Here is a 16,864-nt window from a genome sequence, read left to right as displayed (position 1 = left end):
ACTCTCATAATGGTATGCACATGGTAGCGAGAACACAACTTTCCCGTTTGGGACTATTCGACGCGAAGGTACCTCGGTACACGAGTTACCCCACGTCTCCGCATTTCAAGAATGACGTGAAACCAAGGGATTTTTCCAGTTGGATCGAAGCGATCCCGGAAAACTCGGACATATCGCTCTATTTGCATGTGCCGTTTTGTCGCCGTCTGTGCTGGTTCTGCGCCTGCCGGACGCAAGGCACCGCAAGCGGTGAGCCGGTGACCGCCTATGTCGAGACGCTCAAGGATGAATTGTCCTTGCTGAAACGGCATCTGCCGCGCGGTGTGCGCCTGTCACGGCTGCATTGGGGTGGGGGCACCCCGACACTTTTGTCACCGGACCACATGCGCGACCTTTCTGCCGCCGTGCGCGAAGTTGCGGATTTTGCAGAAGGTTACGAATTCTCGGTCGAAATCGACCCGAACGAGATTGATGCGGGTCGTCTGGATGCGCTGTTCGAAAGTGGAATGAACCGCGCGTCCATCGGTGTACAGGATTTCGACCCAGAGATTCAAAAGACCATCGGTCGCGAACAAAGCTTCGACACCACAAAGCGTGCCGTCGACATGATCCGCGAGCGTGGCATCCAAAGCCTGAATGCCGATATTCTTTACGGCCTGCCGGATCAGAACCGCTCCAAGATCGTCGAACTCGGTGCAAAAGCTTCTGTCCCTCTCGCCGGATCGCGTGGCGCTTTACGGCTATGCGCATGTGCCGTGGATGGCCAAGCGCCAGCAGATGATTCCCTCGGACGCGCTGCCGCGCCCTGATGAACGGCTCGATCTGTTCGAAACGGCGCGCAGGTTGTTCGTCTGGGACAATTACGACGAGATCGGGATCGACCATTTCGCCACCAAGGAAGACGGTCTGTCGGTTGCAGCCCGCAAAGGCACGCTCCGGCGCAATTTCCAGGGCTACACCGACGACACATCGGATGTACTGGTCGGCTTGGGCGCGTCTTCGATTTCAAAGTTCCCGCAGGGCTACGCGCAGAACGCGCCGGCCACGTCGGCCTACACCAAGGCCATCCGGGCGCATGAATTCTCGACCGTCCGGGGCCACAGTTTTACCGAACAGGATAAGCTGCGCGCGCGGATGATCGAGATGCTGATGTGCGATTTCCGCGTCAATACGGCCGAGCTGGTCCGTGACTACGAAACCACCGCAACCGAGGTGACGGAAATGCTCCGACGGGCCAATGGCGAATTCGAAGGCCTGCTGCTTGTCGATGACACCGGCCTGTTCGTGCCGCATGACGCCCGTCCGCTGACCCGGATGATCGCGCGCAGCTTTGACGCCTATGATCTGTCTTCAGCGGGCCACAGCTCGGCGATTTAACTGGCCAGATCGAAAGCCGCTGCCATCAGTGTCTTGGTGTACTCCGTCTGCGGATTGGAAAAGATCTCTTCCGCCGTACCGTATTCCACCACATCACCGGCTTTCATCACGATGACCTTGTGGGACATCGCGCGCACGACCTTGAGGTCGTGGCTGATGAAGAGATAGGCAAGGTCGTATTTCCGTTGCAGCTCGCGCAGCAGGTTCACGATCTGCACCTGCACCGTCATGTCCAGCGCTGATGTCGGTTCGTCCAAGACCACCAGCTTGGGGCGCAGCACCATCGCTCGCGCAATCGCAATGCGCTGGCGTTGACCGCCGGAAAATTCATGCGGGTAGCGGTGCATGGTGGCCGGATCAAGCCCCACCTCGGTCATCACCTCGGTCACCAGTTCCCGGTCCGTCCGGCCATCTGGCGACCCGTGTACACCAAGCCCTTCGGCAATGATCTGTTCACAGGTCATACGAGGGCTGAGGCTGCCGTAGGGATCCTGGAACACGATCTGCATATCGCTGCGCAACCGCCGCAATTCCCGTGTGGACCAGTCGCGCACATTCTGCCCGCGATAGGTGATCCCACCTTCGGACCCGATCAACCGCATGATCGCCAGTGCCAGCGTCGTCTTGCCCGACCCGGATTCGCCGACGATGCCCACGGTTTCACCAGCCCGCACGGCGATCGTCGCATCATTGACGGCCTTCACATAGCCGACTGTGCGTTTCAGAAAGCCCTGCTGGATGGGGAACCAGATCTTGAGGTTGTCCGTGCGCGCGATTTCCTCTGCGCCTTCCTTGACCGGGTTGGGCGATCCGGTGGATTCGGCACTCAGAAGCATCTGCGTATAGGGGTGCTGCGGGTTGCTGAAAATCTCGCGTGTCGGCCCGGTCTCGACTATTAACCCGTCTTTCATCACGCACACCCGGTCGGCGATCTTGCGCACGATCCCAAGGTCATGGGTGATGAACAAAAGGCTCATGTCCTCGGCCTTTTTGAGGTCGGCCAGCAGATCGAGGATTTGCGCCTGAATGGTCACATCAAGCGCCGTGGTCGGCTCATCCGCAATCAGCAATTCCGGCCCGTTCGCCAAAGCCATTGCGATCATCACACGCTGGCGCTGACCGCCAGAAAGCTGGTGGGGATACGCCCCAAGACGGCTTTCGGGGTCACGGATGCCTACCTTGTTCAGCAGTTCGATGATCCGTGCGCGCGCCTCAGCGCCCGTCAAACCCTGATGCAGCGCCAGCGACTCGGCCAACTGCTTTTCCAGCGTATGCAGCGGGTTGAGCGAGGTCATCGGCTCCTGGAAAATGAAGCTGATGTCATTGCCCCGGATACGGCGCAGCTGAGCATTGTCCGCGCCCACCATCTCTTCGCCGTTGTAAAGCACCGACCCCGACACCCGCGCGGAATCACCCAAAAGCGACACCGTCGACAATGCCGTCACCGATTTTCCTGACCCGGATTCCCCCACCAGCGCCACGGTTTCCCCGCGTTCGATATGGAAGGATACGCCGCGCACCGCAGCCACCGTCTGACCGTCTTGCCGGAACCCGACGCTCAGGTTCTTGACCTCAAGGATGTTCGTCATGTGAACGTCTTTCTTGGATCAAACGCGTCGCGGACGCCTTCGAAAATGAACACCAGCAGCGACAGCATCAGCGCGAATACAAAGAAGGCGGTAAAGCCGAGCCACGGCGCTTGCAGGTTCTGTTTGGCCTGAAGAGTCAGTTCCCCAAGAGATGGCGCCGAGGAAGGCAAGCCGAACCCAAGGAAGTCCAGCCCCGCCAGCGTGCTGATCGTGCCTGTCACGATGAACGGCAGCATGGTCAGTGTCGCCACCATCGCGTTGGGCAGCATGTGCCGGAACATGATCGTCGCGTTGGACACGCCCAAGGCTTTCGCGGCCCGCACATATTCCAGGTTCCGCGCCCGCAGGAATTCCGCCCGAACGACGCCCACCAGCGCGGTCCAGCCGAACAGCACTGTGAGAAACACAAGGAGCCAGAAACTTCGCCCCAAGATCGCGAATAGAATGATGATGATGTAGAGCGACGGGGTGGATGACCATATCTCGATCACCCGCTGGAAGATCAGGTCCAGCCAGCCTCCGAAATAGCCCTGCAACGCACCGGCCACGATGCCGACGACGCTGGCCAGAACCGTCACGATCAGCGTGAACACGATCGACAGCCGGAAGCCGTAGATCACCCGCGCCATCACATCGCGCTTGGTATCATCGGTGCCCAGCCAGTTCTGTTCGTTCGGGGGCAGGGGGGCCGCGCCGGGGCGGTCCACCGGGGTCTGGTAGTCGTAGGGAATGGGCGGCCAGATCGACCAGCCCTTGTAGAAATCCCCGTCCGGCACAAAACCTTCCTCAACCTGTTCGATCAGGCCTTCTGGGTCGTCAAAGCATTCCTCAAGACCACCTGTCCGAATGAGGCACTGAACCTCGGGATCGCGATACGCGGCCTCGGTCCGGAAATCGCCACCGAACTCGGTTTCGGCGTAGAAGTTGAAGATCGGGGTGTAATATTCGCCGCGATACTGCACGAGGATCGGTTTGTCGTTCGCGATGAACTCGGCAAAGAGCGACATGCCGAACAGCACGCAGAAGATGATGAGCGACCAGAACGCGCGGCGATTGCGCTTGAAATTGTTCCAACGACGCTGGTTCAGCGGCGACAGGGTGAAGCGGCTGCGCACGGGCGCGACTGGCACCGCCGGGCTTGGTTCCGTCACGATGGCGCGCTCGTTCGGCTCAGGATTGGCTGCCATGGGTCAGCCCTCCCGTCTTTCGAAGTCGATGCGTGGATCGACCAGAACATACATCAGGTCCGACAGGATGCCGACCAAGAGACCGATCAGCCCGAAGACAAAGAGCGTGCCAAAGATCACCGGATAATCGCGCGCCACCGCCGCTTCGAACCCAAGCCGTCCCAGACCGTCCAGCGAAAAGATCGTCTCGATGATCAGCGACCCGGAAAAGAACACACCGATGAACACCGCCGGAAAGCCCGCGATCACGATCAGCATCGCGTTGCGGAACACGTGACCGTAAAGCACCTGCCGTTCCGCAAGGCCTTTGGCCCGTGCAGTGATCACGTATTGCTTTTTGATCTCGTCCAGAAAGCTGTTCTTGGTGAGCAGAGTGAGTGTCGCAAAGGCCGAGATTGTCGAGGCGAGAACCGGCAAGGTGATGTGCCAGAAATAGTCTGCAATCTTGCCAAAGAAGGACAGGTTTTCCCAATTGTCCGAGGTCAGCCCCCGGAGCGGGAAGATCTGATAATACGACCCGCCTGCAAACAGAACGAGAAGCAGGATCGCAAACAGGAAGCCGGGGATCGCATAGGCCACGATGATCGCGGCGGACGTGTAGGTGTCGAACGGGGTGCCATCCCTGACAGCCTTCCGAATGCCCAGCGGGATCGACACGATATAGGCGATCAGCGTCGACCAAAGGCCAAGCGAGATCGACACGGGCATCTTTTCCAGCACCAGCTCCATCACGCCGATGGACCGGAAATAGCTCTCTCCGAAATCGAGCCGCAGGTAGTTCCACATCATCAGGCCAAAGCGTTCAACCGCGCCGATGGCCTCTTTCTGGCAAGCGGGATCATCCAGATCGGGTTCCCCGACATAGCCGTCTTCGCAGACGATCCGGGCAAAACCGAATTCGATCTCGAGTGTTTCGATGAATTCCTTGGGCAGGCCACGGGCACCGATATAGTCGCTGTCGGACCCAAAGGTCTCTTCGACATTCTGGTTGCCACCGCCATCCCCCGAGAACCCGGCGAACACATCACCTTCGCCCTGAATGCGCGCAAGGGCTTGTTCAATCGGGCCACCGGGCACGAATTGCGTCAGGGCGAAGTTGATGACCATGATCCCGAACAAAGTCGGAATGATCAGCAACAGCCGTCGAAGAATATAGGCTCCCAAGGGTCTGTTACCTCAGCGCGCCAGCGGCCTTGAGGGCCTCGTATTTCTCTTCGTTGAACCACCAGAAGTCGAGCACGCCAATACCAAGCGGAGGCAGGTTTTCGGGGCGTTCGAAGATGTCGTAATAGGCAATCCAGTATTCCGGTACATAGCCCGCATGGGCAATCACCCGCTCGTAGCGCAGGGCGCGGTCAAGCGCCATCATCGCGACAACCTCTTCCTCGCGCGATTCTGCGTTCAGCGCCGCTTCGATAATGGCATCCACTGCCGGGCTGCGCAGCGCGGACGGGTTCCATGACGACACTTCCGCCGTTTCCGACCCGAACAGCTGCTTGAGACCTGTCCCAATGGTTGAGAAGGTCTGCATGGAGGTCTGAATCAGGTCATAATCCTTGTCGAGGAACCGCTGCTGGCCCTGTGCTGAATCGACCGCATTGGCGTTCACCTGAATGCCCCAGTCGCGGAGGGTATTCACATAAGTCTCGATCGTCGCCTGCCGCGTGTCGTCCCAAGTCGAGAGCACAAGGAAGTCGAGCGTCATCTGTTCGCCATTGGCATCGACCATGCGGCCCTGATCGTCCACCGTCCAACCTTCATCGGCAAGGATGCGCAAGGCCGTCCGCTGGTTGCGGCGGTCAGACGGATTATCCTTGTTCGACGTATGCGGCATGACAACGGGCTCGGTCAGCATCTCGGGTGGCACAACGTCGCCAAGCGATTGCAGGAAGGCCAGTTCCGCGCCCTCGGGGACGCCTTTGGCTTCCCATTCCTGCCCTTCGGCAAACGAGTTGCGCTGTGTCGTCAAATCGAATTCCAGCGACTCTCGCGTCCATTCAAAGTTGAAGGCAAGCGACAGCGCGTGACGCACATTTCGATTGTCGACCGGTGCGCGCAAGGTGTTGAAAATGATGCCGGAATTCAGCGGTGCCGTCTGGTCCGGCAACGCCTCCTTGATCACCTGTCCCTCTTGCAACGCCGGGAAGTCGTATCCTGTCGCCCAGCGTTTGCTCGATCCTTCGGATCGGAATGTATATTCCCCGGCCTTGAACCCTTCGAATTCCGCCGTCGCATCAGCGAAATATTCGATGCGGATGCGGTCGAAATTGTGCCGTCCTACGTTGACCGGATGATCCCAGCCCCAGTAGTTCGGGTTCCGTTCATACACCACGTAACGGTTGAATTCGTAGTCGCCCACCTGGTACGGCCCCGATCCCATCGGCGACAGAACCGACGGTTCGTCCAGCCGTTCGCCGGTTTCCTTGTACCACTCTTCGGACAGCACGATCATGCCGCCCACCTGGCTCACCAGGGAGCGGCGCGAGATGCCATCCACGAATTTGTAGCGCAGCGTCAGGTCATCAATGACTTCGACACCTTCGATCCGTTCACTCACCGACCGCGAGAAGGACCGGATGCCCTGTTCGATGAACAGGTTGAATGTGAAAGCTGCATCCTGCGCACGCAGCGGCGCCCCGTTGCGGAAAACCACGTCGTCCCGCAGGTGGAACACGCACCATTCCTTGGACTTCGGATATTCAACCTCGCGCGCGATCAGGCAGTATTGGTCGGTCAGCGAATCCGCCGGTACCGATGTACCGAATGCGTCGCCCGCCAAAAGCGACTCGCCCACAACATCCGAGTTGGTCTGCGGGTTCCCCCGCCAGGCCCAGCGGTTGAAGCCATCGAATGTGCCGCGCGCACTGAGCGTGATCTGTCCGCCCTTCGGGGCATCGGGATTCACGTAGTTGAAGTGTTTGAAATCCGGTGAATAGAGCAGGTCGCCGAAATAGGAATAGCCATGCGAACGGATGATCTCGTCCTCACCCCCATGGCTTGCGGCGAATGCCAACGTCCCCGAAGCGCCTGCACCTGCCGCAACGGCGCTGCCCCCCAGAAGTTTCAGCGTTTGTCGACGATCAATGTCTGCAAAGGAAGGCCGGTTGCGTCTGTTGGACATATTCAAGTCTCCATTGCTCGTGCGTGCGTTTCTGCGCTCTTATGTAAGCTAAAGAACGAATTTGCCCACATTCAAGGTGAGAATGCGCGACCCCGGCCCAAATGCCGATCAAAAAACGTGATTGTGAAAAAGAAAAGCCGCCGCCCAGCGGGCAGCGGCCAAATTTCGCAACGCGATGCGTCGAATTATTCAGAGAACGTCGCAAGGTAGGCGATCAAATCCTGACGCTCCTCGGATTTGCTCAGGCCGGCAAAGCCCATAGACGTGCCTGGTGCATAACCGCGCGGATTTTCGAGGAAGTAGTACAGGTTCTCCGGTGTCCACACATCGGCCACTTCGCTCAGAGCGCCGGAGTAGTTGAAGCCCTGCGCGGTACCTACATCACGACCAACGACGTTGAAAAGGTACGGACCAGCCGCGTTCTCGCCTTTTTCCAGCTTGTGGCAGGCACGGCACTTCCCGAACACGCGCTCACCTTTTGCGGCATCCGCTGTCTCGAGCATGGTGTCGAAATTGACGGCTGCGACCTCCTCTGCCGGCGCATCGTCTTCGTTTGTTTCGATGACATAGACCGCAACCTCTTCACCATGGGCACCGCCCACGTGATACAGGGTTTCAGCAGCCCATTTGCCCAGAAGGAAGATCAGAAGCGCGCCACAAAAGCTGCCGACGATCTTGGTGAAGGTCATTGTATCCAACATTGTGTGCGTACCCGTCCGCTAGTGTTTCTTGCGTATCGCGCGGGTATCTATTGCTTCCCCTTCAGCAAGGCAAGGTGTAGAAGCCGCGACCAAACGCCCGGTGGGCCAGATTTTCGGAGTCCGCATGACCAATGCCATCGCTTTCCAGGGGGAACTGGGCGCCTATTCGCACGAAGCCTGCCGCTACAAACGCCCCGACATGGAGCCGCTGCCCTGCCGCACCTTTGAAGATGTGATCTCGGCTGTGCAGACGGGCCAAGCGGATCTGGCGATGTTGCCGGTGGAAAACACTATTTATGGTCGAGTTGCCGATATCCACCGTCTTTTGCCGAAAAGCGGACTCAAGATCGTCGATGAAGCCTTCGTGCGCGTGCACATCAACCTCCTCGGTGTGCCGGGTGCAAAACTTGAAGACGTGACCGAGGCGCATTCCCATCTGGTGCTGCTGCCGCAATGCGCGACCTTCCTGACTAAACACGGCATCCGGGGGCGCGTGAACGCCGACAACGCCCGCGCCGCGCGTGAAATCTCGGAACGCGGGGAAAAACACGCCGCTGCCTTGGCCAGCGAACTCGCGGCCGAGATCTACGGCCTCGACATCCTCGCGCGCCACATCGAGGACACCGACAGCAACACGACCCGCTTTCTGCTGATGGGGCGTGGCGGCGACACGTCCCGCCGTGGCGATCACGGCATGATGACCACATTCGTCTTTCAGGTCCGCAACATCCCCGCTGCTTTGTACAAAGCGATGGGTGGCTTTGCGACCAATGGCGTCAACATGACCAAGCTCGAATCCTACATGGTCGACGGGTCGTTCACCGCCACCCAGTTCTACGCCGACATCGAAGGCCACCCGGACGATCCCGAAGTGGCCCGCGCGCTCGAGGAACTGGATTACTTCACCGATATGCTGAACATTCTGGGGACCTATCCGCGCGACCCGCGCAGGGATTGATCCGAACAGTTTTGGTCGCGTCACCCTGCCTTGGCGCGGGTTTCCCTGTGCCAGACGTAAAGCCCGGCTGCCGCGATCACCAGACTGCCGACAACCGTCCAAAAGTCTGGAATCTCTGAGAAAAAGATCACGCCCCAGAACGCTGCGAAGGCCAGCCCGATGTAGGAATATGGCGCCAGCATCGCGGCCTCGCCTTTGGTAAACGCTCGGATCAGCGCAAGCTGCCCCGTTGTGCCTGCAATGGCCACGATCACCATCAGCCCGACATCCGCAGCACTTGGCGTCTGCCATTGAAACGGCACCAGAATGCTCAGCAACACCGTGCCCACGAACCCGGTGTAGAACAGCGATGTCCACACATCCTCATCCGCGCCGACCCGCCGGGTCAGCAGCGCATAGGCCGAATAGCAAACGGCCGCACCCAGCGGGAAAAGCGCGGCCGCACTGAACACGTCGGTGCCCGGTCGAATGATGATCAAAGCGCCGATCATTGCGGCAACGATCCCGCCAATCCGACGGACCCCCAGTTTTTCGCCGAGAAAAATCGCAGCCCCCAACGTGATCAGCATCGGATTCGTCGACATCAAGGCCGCTGCATCCGACAGCGGGATCAGGCTCAGACCTGTAAAGAAACAAGCCGTGGCGCTCATCAGCAGAAGGGATCGAAAGAATTGGAAACCGGGGTATTTCGTGCGCACCACGGTTTTGAGCCTCGGCAGGACCAGCACGAACACCAATAGCATCTGCCCGGCATAGCGCGCCCAAAGTGTCGGAAGAACCCCGACATTCGGAGCCAAGGCTTTGACCGTCGCGTCCATGATCGAAAAGCAGAAGATCGCAGCGATCATCAGAAGGATGGCACGGTTCTGTTCTATCATGCTGCGCTTTTTCTTGAGCCGAAGTCAGGTACATCACACTGCGCCTGTTCGGAGTGCGGGATGTCCTTCGGACTAGCACACTCAGGGGGACACACAAGCACGGTACGCGAACAGAGGCTGTGCAGGTCTGGCGTTTACCACTCCTTAAGGGTTTACATAGTTAGGTCCGCTTCGGACCCATTGTTTCGCGCGCGAAACGTTTTGGCCTGAAAACGGGCGGAACCCAAAGCGTAGGATGCGTGCTCGCACGCACCAAACTCAAATCAGCAACCCCGCCGCGCCCTCATGTTTGAGCAGCCAAACCTTGGTCTCTACCCCACCATCGCCTGAGTAGCCCCCAAGGCCATTGGCCCCCAGCACCCGATGACAGGGAATTAGGATGGGGATCGGATTGCCCCCACAGGCCTGCCCAATCGCCTGTGCGGGTACACCCAGCTGCGCCGCCAGATCGCCATAGGTCCGGGTCTCGCCAAACGGAATCGCGGACATGGCCGCACATACACTGCGTTGGAAGTCGGAGCAGGTCAGACGGATCGGCACGGTGAAGTCCTGCCGTTTCCCTGCGAAATACTCTGAGAGTTGGTTTGCAGCCTGCACCAAAACAGGCGTCCCGTCCCGCCGCCCCTCGCGCCACTCCAGCGCGGTGATCCCAACCGCATCTGCGATCAGCGTCAGTGGGCCAAGTGGCGACTCCAAGGCCTGCTCAAACCGGCTCATCCCGGCAACCCCAACCGGATCGGCCCCTTTGCCGTCAAGGGATCGACCGGTAAGCCCTTCTGGGTCGCTAGCAAATCAAGCTGAGCCGCCACGCGCCGCACTTCTGGCATCAAGGAACGCCAGTCGTCTGACAGCCGCCGCGCGGCTTCGGAGGGGCAAAAGGTTTTCCCGACCCCACGCTGGTGCGCGAGGTCGAGCAGGACGTCCGCGATGGCGTTATCCGAGGGCGTCATTGCACCGCTGGCAGGTGCCCGGGTGCTGGTGCGTGCCGACGTCCGGCAAAATCTTCCAGCAGCGCTGGCACTTGTCGCCCTCGGCTTTTTCGAAGACCACGCCAACCCCCGCCACTTCGGGCAGGCGGAACGCCTCAGCCGGGGCCGGGTCGCCCGTCAGGGTGATTGCCGAGGTGATGCAAAGATCGTCGAAATTCACCGACTTCAACGCCTCGAGCATCTCCGCGTCGTCGATATGCACCACAGGGGCCGCTTCAAGCGACGCGCCGATCACCTTGTCCGTCCGCTGCACTTCGAGTGCGGCAGTCACCGCACGCCGCGCACGACGTACCTTGGCCCATTTCGCCGCAAGCGCGTCGTCTTTCCACGATGCGGGCGTTTCCGGGATGTCCTGCAAATGCACCGAGGACTCGTCGCCGGGGAAGCGGTCAAGCCAGACATCCTCCATCGTGAACACCAGCACGGGTGCCAACCACGTGGTCAGGCGGTGGAACAGGATGTCCATCACCGTCCGCGCGGCCCGGCGGCGTTGGGTGTCGCCGTCGCAGTACAACGCGTCCTTGCGGATGTCGAAGTAGAAGGCCGACAGTTCCACGGTGCAGAAGTTGAACAACTGCTGGAACACGCCCTGAAAGTCATAGGAATCGTACCCGTTCCGAACGACCTCATCCAGTTCCGCCAGACGGTGCAGCACATAGCGTTCAAGCTCTGGCATATCGGCAGGGTCTACGCGGTCCGCCTCGCTGAAATGCGACAGCGCGCCGAGCATGTAGCGCATGGTGTTGCGCAGGCGGCGGTAGCTGTCGGCCACGCCTTTGAGGATCTCCGGCCCGATGCGCAGGTCGGCGGTGTAGTCGGCCTGCGCCACCCAGAGGCGCAGGATGTCCGCACCATACTGCTTGGTCACGTCCTCGGGGGCCACGGTATTGCCCAGCGACTTGGACATCTTGTTGCCCTTCTCGTCGAGCGTGAACCCGTGGGTCAGCACGCCGCGATAGGGCGCACGACCCCGTGTGCCGCAGGATTGCAGCATTGACGAATGGAACCACCCGCGATGCTGGTCGGTGCCTTCGAGGTAGAGATCGGCGAGGCCATCCTCGGACCCGTCCTCGCGGTCGCGCAGAACGAACGCGTGGGTAGAACCTGAGTCAAACCACACATCCAGAATGTCGAACACCTGTTCCCATTCGCTGGGATCATAGTCATTGCCCAGGAACCGCTCTTTCGCGCCGGGCTTGTACCACGCATCCGCGCCTTCTGCCTCGAACGCCTCGAGGATGCGGGCGTTGACGGTGTCGTCCTTCAGCAGGAAATCGGCGTCTGTCGGCAACGCGCCTTTCTTGACGAAACAGGTGAGCGGCACACCCCAAGCGCGCTGGCGCGAGAGCACCCAGTCGGGGCGGGCTTCGATCATCGAATACAGTCGGTTGCGCCCGGTCTGCGGGGTCCATTTTACCAATTGGTCAATACTTGTGAGCGCCCGTTCGCGGATCGTCTTGCCGTACTCGTCCTGCCCGTCGCCAACCTCTCGGTCGATGGCGGCGAACCATTGCGGCGTGTTGCGGTAGATCACCGGAGCCTTGGAGCGCCAAGAATGCGGATAGCTGTGCGTCATCCGCCCACGCGCCAGCAGGACGCCTGCCTCGACCAGCTTGTCGATCACGGCAGTGTTGGCCTTGCCTTCCTTGCCCTTGTGATCGAGCACCTTGAGGCCCGCGAAGAACGGCACATGCGGCAGGAACTCGGATTCCTCGCCCACATTGTGCGTCATCCGGTCCATCCAGCCACGCGCGACGAAGGCGTCGTAGTCTTCCTGACCGTGGGAGGGCGCAGTATGGACAAAGCCCGTGCCCGCGTCGTCGGTCACATGATCGCCGTCGATCATCGGCACGTCGTAATCCCAGAAGCCTTCCGCACCGTCGAGACCCCGGAACGGGTGCGCGAGGGTCAATGCACCAAGTTCGTCCGCCGTCACATCACGCAGGCGGCGGTACATCGACGTCTCCAGCCGCGCCTTGGCCAGCACGTCTTCGGCCAGCGCATCGGCCAAGAGATAGCGGTCGCCGATCCGCGCCCAGCATTCCTCGGGGCGGCCGGTGACTTCGTAGAGACCGTAGGCGATGGTGTTGTTGTAGGCGACGGCCTTGTTCGACGGGATCGTCCACGGGGTGGTGGTCCAGATGACGACCTTAACGCCTTGCAGATCACCCGCACCATTGGTGGCTTTGAATGGCACCCAGATCGTGTGCGACTTGTGGTCGTGATATTCGATCTCGGCCTCGGCCAGTGCTGTCTTTTCGACCGGCGACCACATCACGGGCTTGGACCCCTGATACAAAGTCCCGGTCATCAGGAATTTCTGGAATTCCTCAGCGATAATCCGCTCGGCGCGGTAGTCCATCGTGAGATAGGGCTTGTCCCATGTGCCGGTCACGCCAAGGCGTTTGAACTCCTCGCGCTGGATGTCGATCCAGCCTTCGGCGAACTTGCGGCACTCCTGACGGAAGGCCACGACATCAACCTCGTCCTTGTCTAGGCCCTTGGCGCGGTACTGTTCCTCGATCTTCCATTCGATCGGCAGGCCGTGGCAATCCCAACCGGGGATGTAGCGCGCATCGCGGCCCATCATCTGCTGGGAGCGCACGACCATGTCCTTGAGGATCTTGTTCAGCGCGTGGCCGATATGCAGGTGGCCGTTGGCATAGGGGGGGCCATCGTGAAGTGTAAAGGGCGTCCGAGCCTTTCCATTTTCGCCCTCCCGGGCGAGGGCAGCCTTTTCGCGCAGGCGGTCATAGATGCCCATCTTGGCCCATTTTTCCAGCCATGCGGGTTCGCGGTTCGGCAGGCCCGCGCGCATCGGGAATTCAGTCTCGGGCAGGTTCAGCGTGTCTTTGTAATCAGGTGTATCGGCGCACATGTGGAGCGTCCTCGGGTGTTCGGATCAGGAATATGTGAGAGGATCGGCGCGGTGGTCCATACGCCTTGTCCCGGCGGCTCGATTGCTCAGAGCGCCGGGCATGTAATTCGAATGATGATCGCGATCAGATGCGTCATGCGGCGCGTTATAGGAGCGAGTTGGGCCAACGTCCAGACAGTGTTTCCCGGTCCTTCCGACCGGGACCGGTTGGGGGGCCAGCCCCCCAAACCCCCCGGCATATTTGAAAAAAGAAGAAGACAGGAGGATCAGCGCGTCTTGCTTGTCACAAGGCCGGAAAGCGCGGTTTTGACGATGGATCTGACCGAAGGGCGTTTCCCGGGCGCAAAGGGCAGGGGGCGGCACACCTCGATGGCAGCCACACCAACACGGGCGGTGAGCGCGCCATTGACCAGACCTTCGCCAAACCGGCGTGAAAGCTTGCCCAGAATGGAGCCTCCAAGGATCGGCTCCAGCATGTCATCGCCCACGGCAACCGCACCAGTGGCCACGAGATGGGAAAGAACTGCACGGGTCAAACGCCAGCTTCCCAGAGTGCCGGAGCGGCCGCCGTAGATTTCGGCGATCCGGCGGATCATCCTGATGTTCGAGCCAAGTGCTGCCACCACATCTGCCAGCGCCAGCGGAACCAGCGCTGTTACAGTGGCCACCTGACGCGCCGCTGCCTCGACCTCGCGCCGGGCAGCAGCGTCAAGCGGGCCGAGGAGTTCGTGATCCGCCAGCGCGATGAAGGCTGAGGCATCAAACATGTCCGCCTCTCGGTCTTTCAGGCGGTCGCGGCCCCATTTGGTATCATCGCGGGAGGCGTAGAGTTTGGTCAAATCCTTCACCACGTGGCGCGCCGCGGTCAGGTCCTCGCTGGCGAGAGCCGCATCTGCAGCCAATTGAATGCGGTCAATCCGGCCAAGGCGCGCGAAGGCCGAGAGTTCCTTGATCACGATCAGCAGAACAACGGCGATGAACAGCGCAAAGAGGGCTGCGACGGCATAGCCGAGGTACAGGTTCTGGCTGAGCAGATTGGTGACAAAGTTCCATGCCGCCACCGAGGCCACCGTGGTGATCAGCGCAAACAGCAGCGACCAGAACCAGCGCGCCAGCCGCGACACGGGACGCGACGCCAAAGCGGCGACCGTGGTCATCGCCTGTCCCGTCGGGGCGTGGTCCAGTATGTCGGGAACCGGTGGCGCCTCTGCCGGGGTGGGCGCGGGGGCCTCGTCATCAAGATCGAAAAGGACCGGGCCTTTGGCTTTGGTCATGAGGGCGTCCTTTGCCAATGATAGCGGATGTCGGGCAGGCCTTCGTCATTCCCTGCGCCATCAGTCCGTTCGACGGGGGTAAAGCCGTGGCGTTCATAGAAGGCTTGCGCACGGATGTTGGCCTGAAACGTCCAAAGCGTCAGTTGATCGACGCGGCGCATCGCATCGCTGAGCAGCCGAGACCCCACACCCTGACCGCGTGCGGAGGCATCAACATAGAGCGCCTGGATGTCGTCACCGTCGCGGGCAAGAAATCCGTTGATTGTTTCGCTTTCGGAAACAGTGACCCAACCGCGATCCACCATCATGCTGGCAAAGCCGATATCCTCGGCCCGCGTGTGGATGCGCGGCATCCATGGGGTTTCGTCAATCCAGGCCGACAGGATCGCACCGACGCGGCCTGCATCCAGTGGTTGGGCGGGGCGCAGCAGGGTCACAAGCGGTCTCCGATCAGGAACTGCGCCGCGCGGTCGAGGCGGATATGGGGCGGACCTTCGCCGGGTTTCAGGCTGAGCTTCGCGGGCGCAAAACGCATGATCTGGTAGTCCCGATCTAGCCATTTCTCGGCACCGTCGCGCGCCGGGCCGAGAAGATGCGTGGGGTCGACCGGCAATTCACCGGGGTAGAAGGCGGCCTGTTTGCCGCTGTCGAGAAGCGTGCCCCGCACACAGGCCAGTTCGCTGCCCTGATGCGCGCGCATTTCCTCGACCGTTGCGCGCAGGCTGGCGATGGACATGGCGCTTGTCTTTGCACCGCTGTACTGCGCACGGTCGCGGGCCTCGCGGGTCAGTGCCTCCATGATCGCGGTCAGGCGGGCATGCTGGGTGTGGTGCAGATGGTCGGCCTTGGTGGCGGCGAAAAGGATTTTCTCGACACGCTTGCCGACGAACAGTTGGCTCAGAAAGGCGTTTTGGCCGGGGCGAAAGGCGCTCAGGATGTCGGACATCGCCTGTCGCATGTCCTCGACCGCTTGCGGGCCTGCATGGATCGCGCCAAGCGCATCGACCAACACGATCTGACGGTCGATCTTGGCGAAATGATCCCGGAAGAACGGTTTGACCACTTGGGATTTATAGGCCTCGAACCTCCGTTCCATTTCGCGGGCCAGCGATTTGCGCGTTGGGTTTTGGGTCGGTGGCAAGGGCGCGAAGGTCAGCACGGGGCTGCCCGCCAAATCTCCCGGCAGCAGGAAACGCCCCGGCGTGCAGTCAGAGAAGCCGGCCTGACGCGCGGCGATCAGGTAGGCGGTGAACCCGGCGGCAAGGGATTGCGCGCGCGGTTCTTCCAGCGGTGCGCTGGCGTCTTCTGCGCGGGCCTGTGCCAGATAATCCTGCGCCGTGTCACGGTTTTCGATCCGCTTAAGGGTTTCTTCAGACCATTGGTCGTAGGTTTTGTCGAGCAACCCCAGATCAAGCAGCCACTCACCGGGATAATCCACTATGTCGAGATGTATGGTCCGTGGGCCCTGAAGCCCCGAAAGCAGGCCCGAGGGACGCACCTTGAGCGAGAGGCGCAATTCGCTGATGGTCCGCGTGCTGTTGGGCCAGCGCGGGTCCAGTGCCGTCAGATCGCTCAGATGCGATTCATAGTCGAAGCGCGGCAGCGTGTCGTCGGGCTGCGGCTGAAGATAGGCCGACAGGATACGCCCTTCGCTTTCCGCCAGAAGGCCGGGCATCCGCCCGCGATCCATCAGGTTCGCCACGAGTGACGTGATGAACACCGTCTTGCCCGACCGCGCGAGCCCGGTCACACCAAGCCGGATCGCCGGTTCGAAAAACGCGCCCGACACGGTGTCAGCGACGTTTTCGATCCCACGTGTGAGGGTGTCGGCGATGGCGGAAATGACCAATGGGGGCCTCTTTTCATTGTGTTGGTGCCACAGATAAAGGCGCAGGCCCGCGGTTACCAGTGT

13 protein-coding genes and 1 pseudogene are annotated in these 16,864 nt (G+C 60.6%); 2 read left to right on the top strand and 12 right to left on the bottom strand.

What is annotated here, in order from left to right:
- Window positions 1-20: 20 nt before the first annotated feature.
- Window positions 21-1,377, top strand: a pseudogene (gene hemN / locus ACMVPR_RS13800) (oxygen-independent coproporphyrinogen III oxidase).
- On the opposite strand, the gene ACMVPR_RS13795 reads toward hemN, so the two are convergent.
- The 5 genes from ACMVPR_RS13795 to ACMVPR_RS13775 all read right to left on the bottom strand — a co-directional run bounded on the left by ACMVPR_RS13795 (window position 1,374) and on the right by ACMVPR_RS13775 (window position 7,975).
- Complete coding sequence (locus ACMVPR_RS13795) at window positions 1,374-2,966, bottom strand: ABC transporter ATP-binding protein (protein ID WP_416883351.1); 1,593 nt, start codon at window positions 2,964-2,966, stop codon at window positions 1,374-1,376. The pseudogene hemN and the gene ACMVPR_RS13795 sit on opposite strands and share 4 nt — an antisense overlap.
- Window positions 2,963-4,153: an ABC transporter permease gene (locus tag ACMVPR_RS13790; protein WP_300588611.1), complete on the bottom strand. Its 1,191-nt coding sequence runs from the start codon at window positions 4,151-4,153 to the stop codon at window positions 2,963-2,965. The genes ACMVPR_RS13795 and ACMVPR_RS13790 overlap by 4 nt, the downstream gene beginning before the upstream one ends.
- Before the next feature lie 3 nt (window positions 4,154-4,156).
- Window positions 4,157-5,317, bottom strand: a complete 1,161-nt coding sequence (locus ACMVPR_RS13785; RefSeq protein ID WP_416883350.1) for a microcin C ABC transporter permease YejB — start codon at window positions 5,315-5,317, stop codon at window positions 4,157-4,159.
- Between the two features lie 7 nt (window positions 5,318-5,324).
- A complete protein-coding gene (locus ACMVPR_RS13780) occupies window positions 5,325-7,274 on the bottom strand; it encodes an extracellular solute-binding protein (protein ID WP_416883349.1) in 1,950 nt (649 codons plus the stop codon).
- 185 nt (window positions 7,275-7,459) lie between these two features.
- Window positions 7,460-7,975: a c-type cytochrome gene (locus tag ACMVPR_RS13775; RefSeq protein WP_416883348.1), complete on the bottom strand. Its 516-nt coding sequence runs from the start codon at window positions 7,973-7,975 to the stop codon at window positions 7,460-7,462.
- 124 nt (window positions 7,976-8,099) lie between these two features.
- Between ACMVPR_RS13775 and ACMVPR_RS13770 the strand changes: the two genes are divergently transcribed.
- Window positions 8,100-8,933, top strand: coding sequence for a prephenate dehydratase (locus ACMVPR_RS13770; RefSeq protein ID WP_416883347.1), 834 nt, complete (start codon window positions 8,100-8,102; stop codon window positions 8,931-8,933).
- Window positions 8,934-8,953: 20 nt separating this feature from the next.
- Here ACMVPR_RS13770 and ACMVPR_RS13765 read toward each other — a convergent pair whose 3' ends face one another.
- The 7 genes from ACMVPR_RS13765 to ACMVPR_RS13735 form a co-directional block, all read right to left on the bottom strand.
- Window positions 8,954-9,811 (bottom strand): DMT family transporter, encoded by an 858-nt coding sequence (locus ACMVPR_RS13765; RefSeq protein ID WP_300588601.1) that lies wholly within the window; start codon window positions 9,809-9,811, stop codon window positions 8,954-8,956.
- 258 nt (window positions 9,812-10,069) lie between these two features.
- Window positions 10,070-10,528, bottom strand: a complete 459-nt coding sequence (locus tag ACMVPR_RS13760; protein WP_300588599.1) for a methylated-DNA--[protein]-cysteine S-methyltransferase — start codon at window positions 10,526-10,528, stop codon at window positions 10,070-10,072.
- Window positions 10,525-10,761, bottom strand: coding sequence for a DUF3253 domain-containing protein (locus ACMVPR_RS13755; RefSeq protein ID WP_300588597.1), 237 nt, complete (start codon window positions 10,759-10,761; stop codon window positions 10,525-10,527). Before ACMVPR_RS13755 ends, ACMVPR_RS13760 begins: the two co-directional genes overlap by 4 nt.
- Window positions 10,745-13,678, bottom strand: a complete 2,934-nt coding sequence (gene ileS / locus ACMVPR_RS13750; protein ID WP_416883346.1) for an isoleucine--tRNA ligase — start codon at window positions 13,676-13,678, stop codon at window positions 10,745-10,747. The genes ACMVPR_RS13755 and ileS overlap by 17 nt, the downstream gene beginning before the upstream one ends.
- Window positions 13,679-13,944: 266 nt before the next feature.
- Window positions 13,945-14,952 carry a YcjF family protein gene (locus tag ACMVPR_RS13745; RefSeq protein ID WP_416883345.1) on the bottom strand — a complete coding sequence of 336 codons (1,008 nt, stop codon included), beginning with the start codon at window positions 14,950-14,952 and terminating at the stop codon, window positions 13,945-13,947.
- Window positions 14,949-15,389, bottom strand: a complete 441-nt coding sequence (locus ACMVPR_RS13740) for a GNAT family N-acetyltransferase (protein WP_416883344.1) — start codon at window positions 15,387-15,389, stop codon at window positions 14,949-14,951. Before ACMVPR_RS13740 ends, ACMVPR_RS13745 begins: the two co-directional genes overlap by 4 nt.
- Window positions 15,386-16,801, bottom strand: coding sequence for a YcjX family protein (locus tag ACMVPR_RS13735; protein ID WP_416883343.1), 1,416 nt, complete (start codon window positions 16,799-16,801; stop codon window positions 15,386-15,388). Before ACMVPR_RS13735 ends, ACMVPR_RS13740 begins: the two co-directional genes overlap by 4 nt.
- Window positions 16,802-16,864 lie beyond the last annotated feature (63 nt).

The sequence above is a fragment of the Marivita sp. genome, from assembly GCF_048006345.1.
In the GTDB taxonomy this organism is placed as follows: Bacteria; Pseudomonadota; Alphaproteobacteria; order Rhodobacterales; family Rhodobacteraceae; genus Marivita.
The sequence above is the reverse complement of the archived record's forward strand: the minus strand, read 5'-3'. Positions and strand labels throughout refer to the sequence as shown.

Excerpts from the sequence above, each read along its gene's own strand:
- ACMVPR_RS13795 (WP_416883351.1), bottom strand. The coding sequence starts at position 2,966 with ATGACGAACATCCTTGAGGTCAAGAACCTGAGCGTCGGGTTCCGGCAA.
- ACMVPR_RS13790 (WP_300588611.1), bottom strand. The coding sequence starts at position 4,153 with ATGGCAGCCAATCCTGAGCCGAACGAGCGCGCCATCGTGACGGAACCA.
- ACMVPR_RS13780 (WP_416883349.1), bottom strand. The coding sequence starts at position 7,274 with ATGTCCAACAGACGCAACCGGCCTTCCTTTGCAGACATTGATCGTCGA.
- ACMVPR_RS13775 (WP_416883348.1), bottom strand. The coding sequence starts at position 7,975 with ATGTTGGATACAATGACCTTCACCAAGATCGTCGGCAGCTTTTGTGGC.
- ACMVPR_RS13770 (WP_416883347.1), top strand. The coding sequence starts at position 8,100 with ATGACCAATGCCATCGCTTTCCAGGGGGAACTGGGCGCCTATTCGCAC.
- ACMVPR_RS13765 (WP_300588601.1), bottom strand. The coding sequence starts at position 9,811 with ATGATAGAACAGAACCGTGCCATCCTTCTGATGATCGCTGCGATCTTC.
- ACMVPR_RS13760 (WP_300588599.1), bottom strand. The coding sequence starts at position 10,528 with ATGAGCCGGTTTGAGCAGGCCTTGGAGTCGCCACTTGGCCCACTGACG.
- ACMVPR_RS13755 (WP_300588597.1), bottom strand. The coding sequence starts at position 10,761 with ATGACGCCCTCGGATAACGCCATCGCGGACGTCCTGCTCGACCTCGCG.
- ileS (WP_416883346.1), bottom strand. The coding sequence starts at position 13,678 with ATGTGCGCCGATACACCTGATTACAAAGACACGCTGAACCTGCCCGAG.
- ACMVPR_RS13745 (WP_416883345.1), bottom strand. The coding sequence starts at position 14,952 with ATGACCAAAGCCAAAGGCCCGGTCCTTTTCGATCTTGATGACGAGGCC.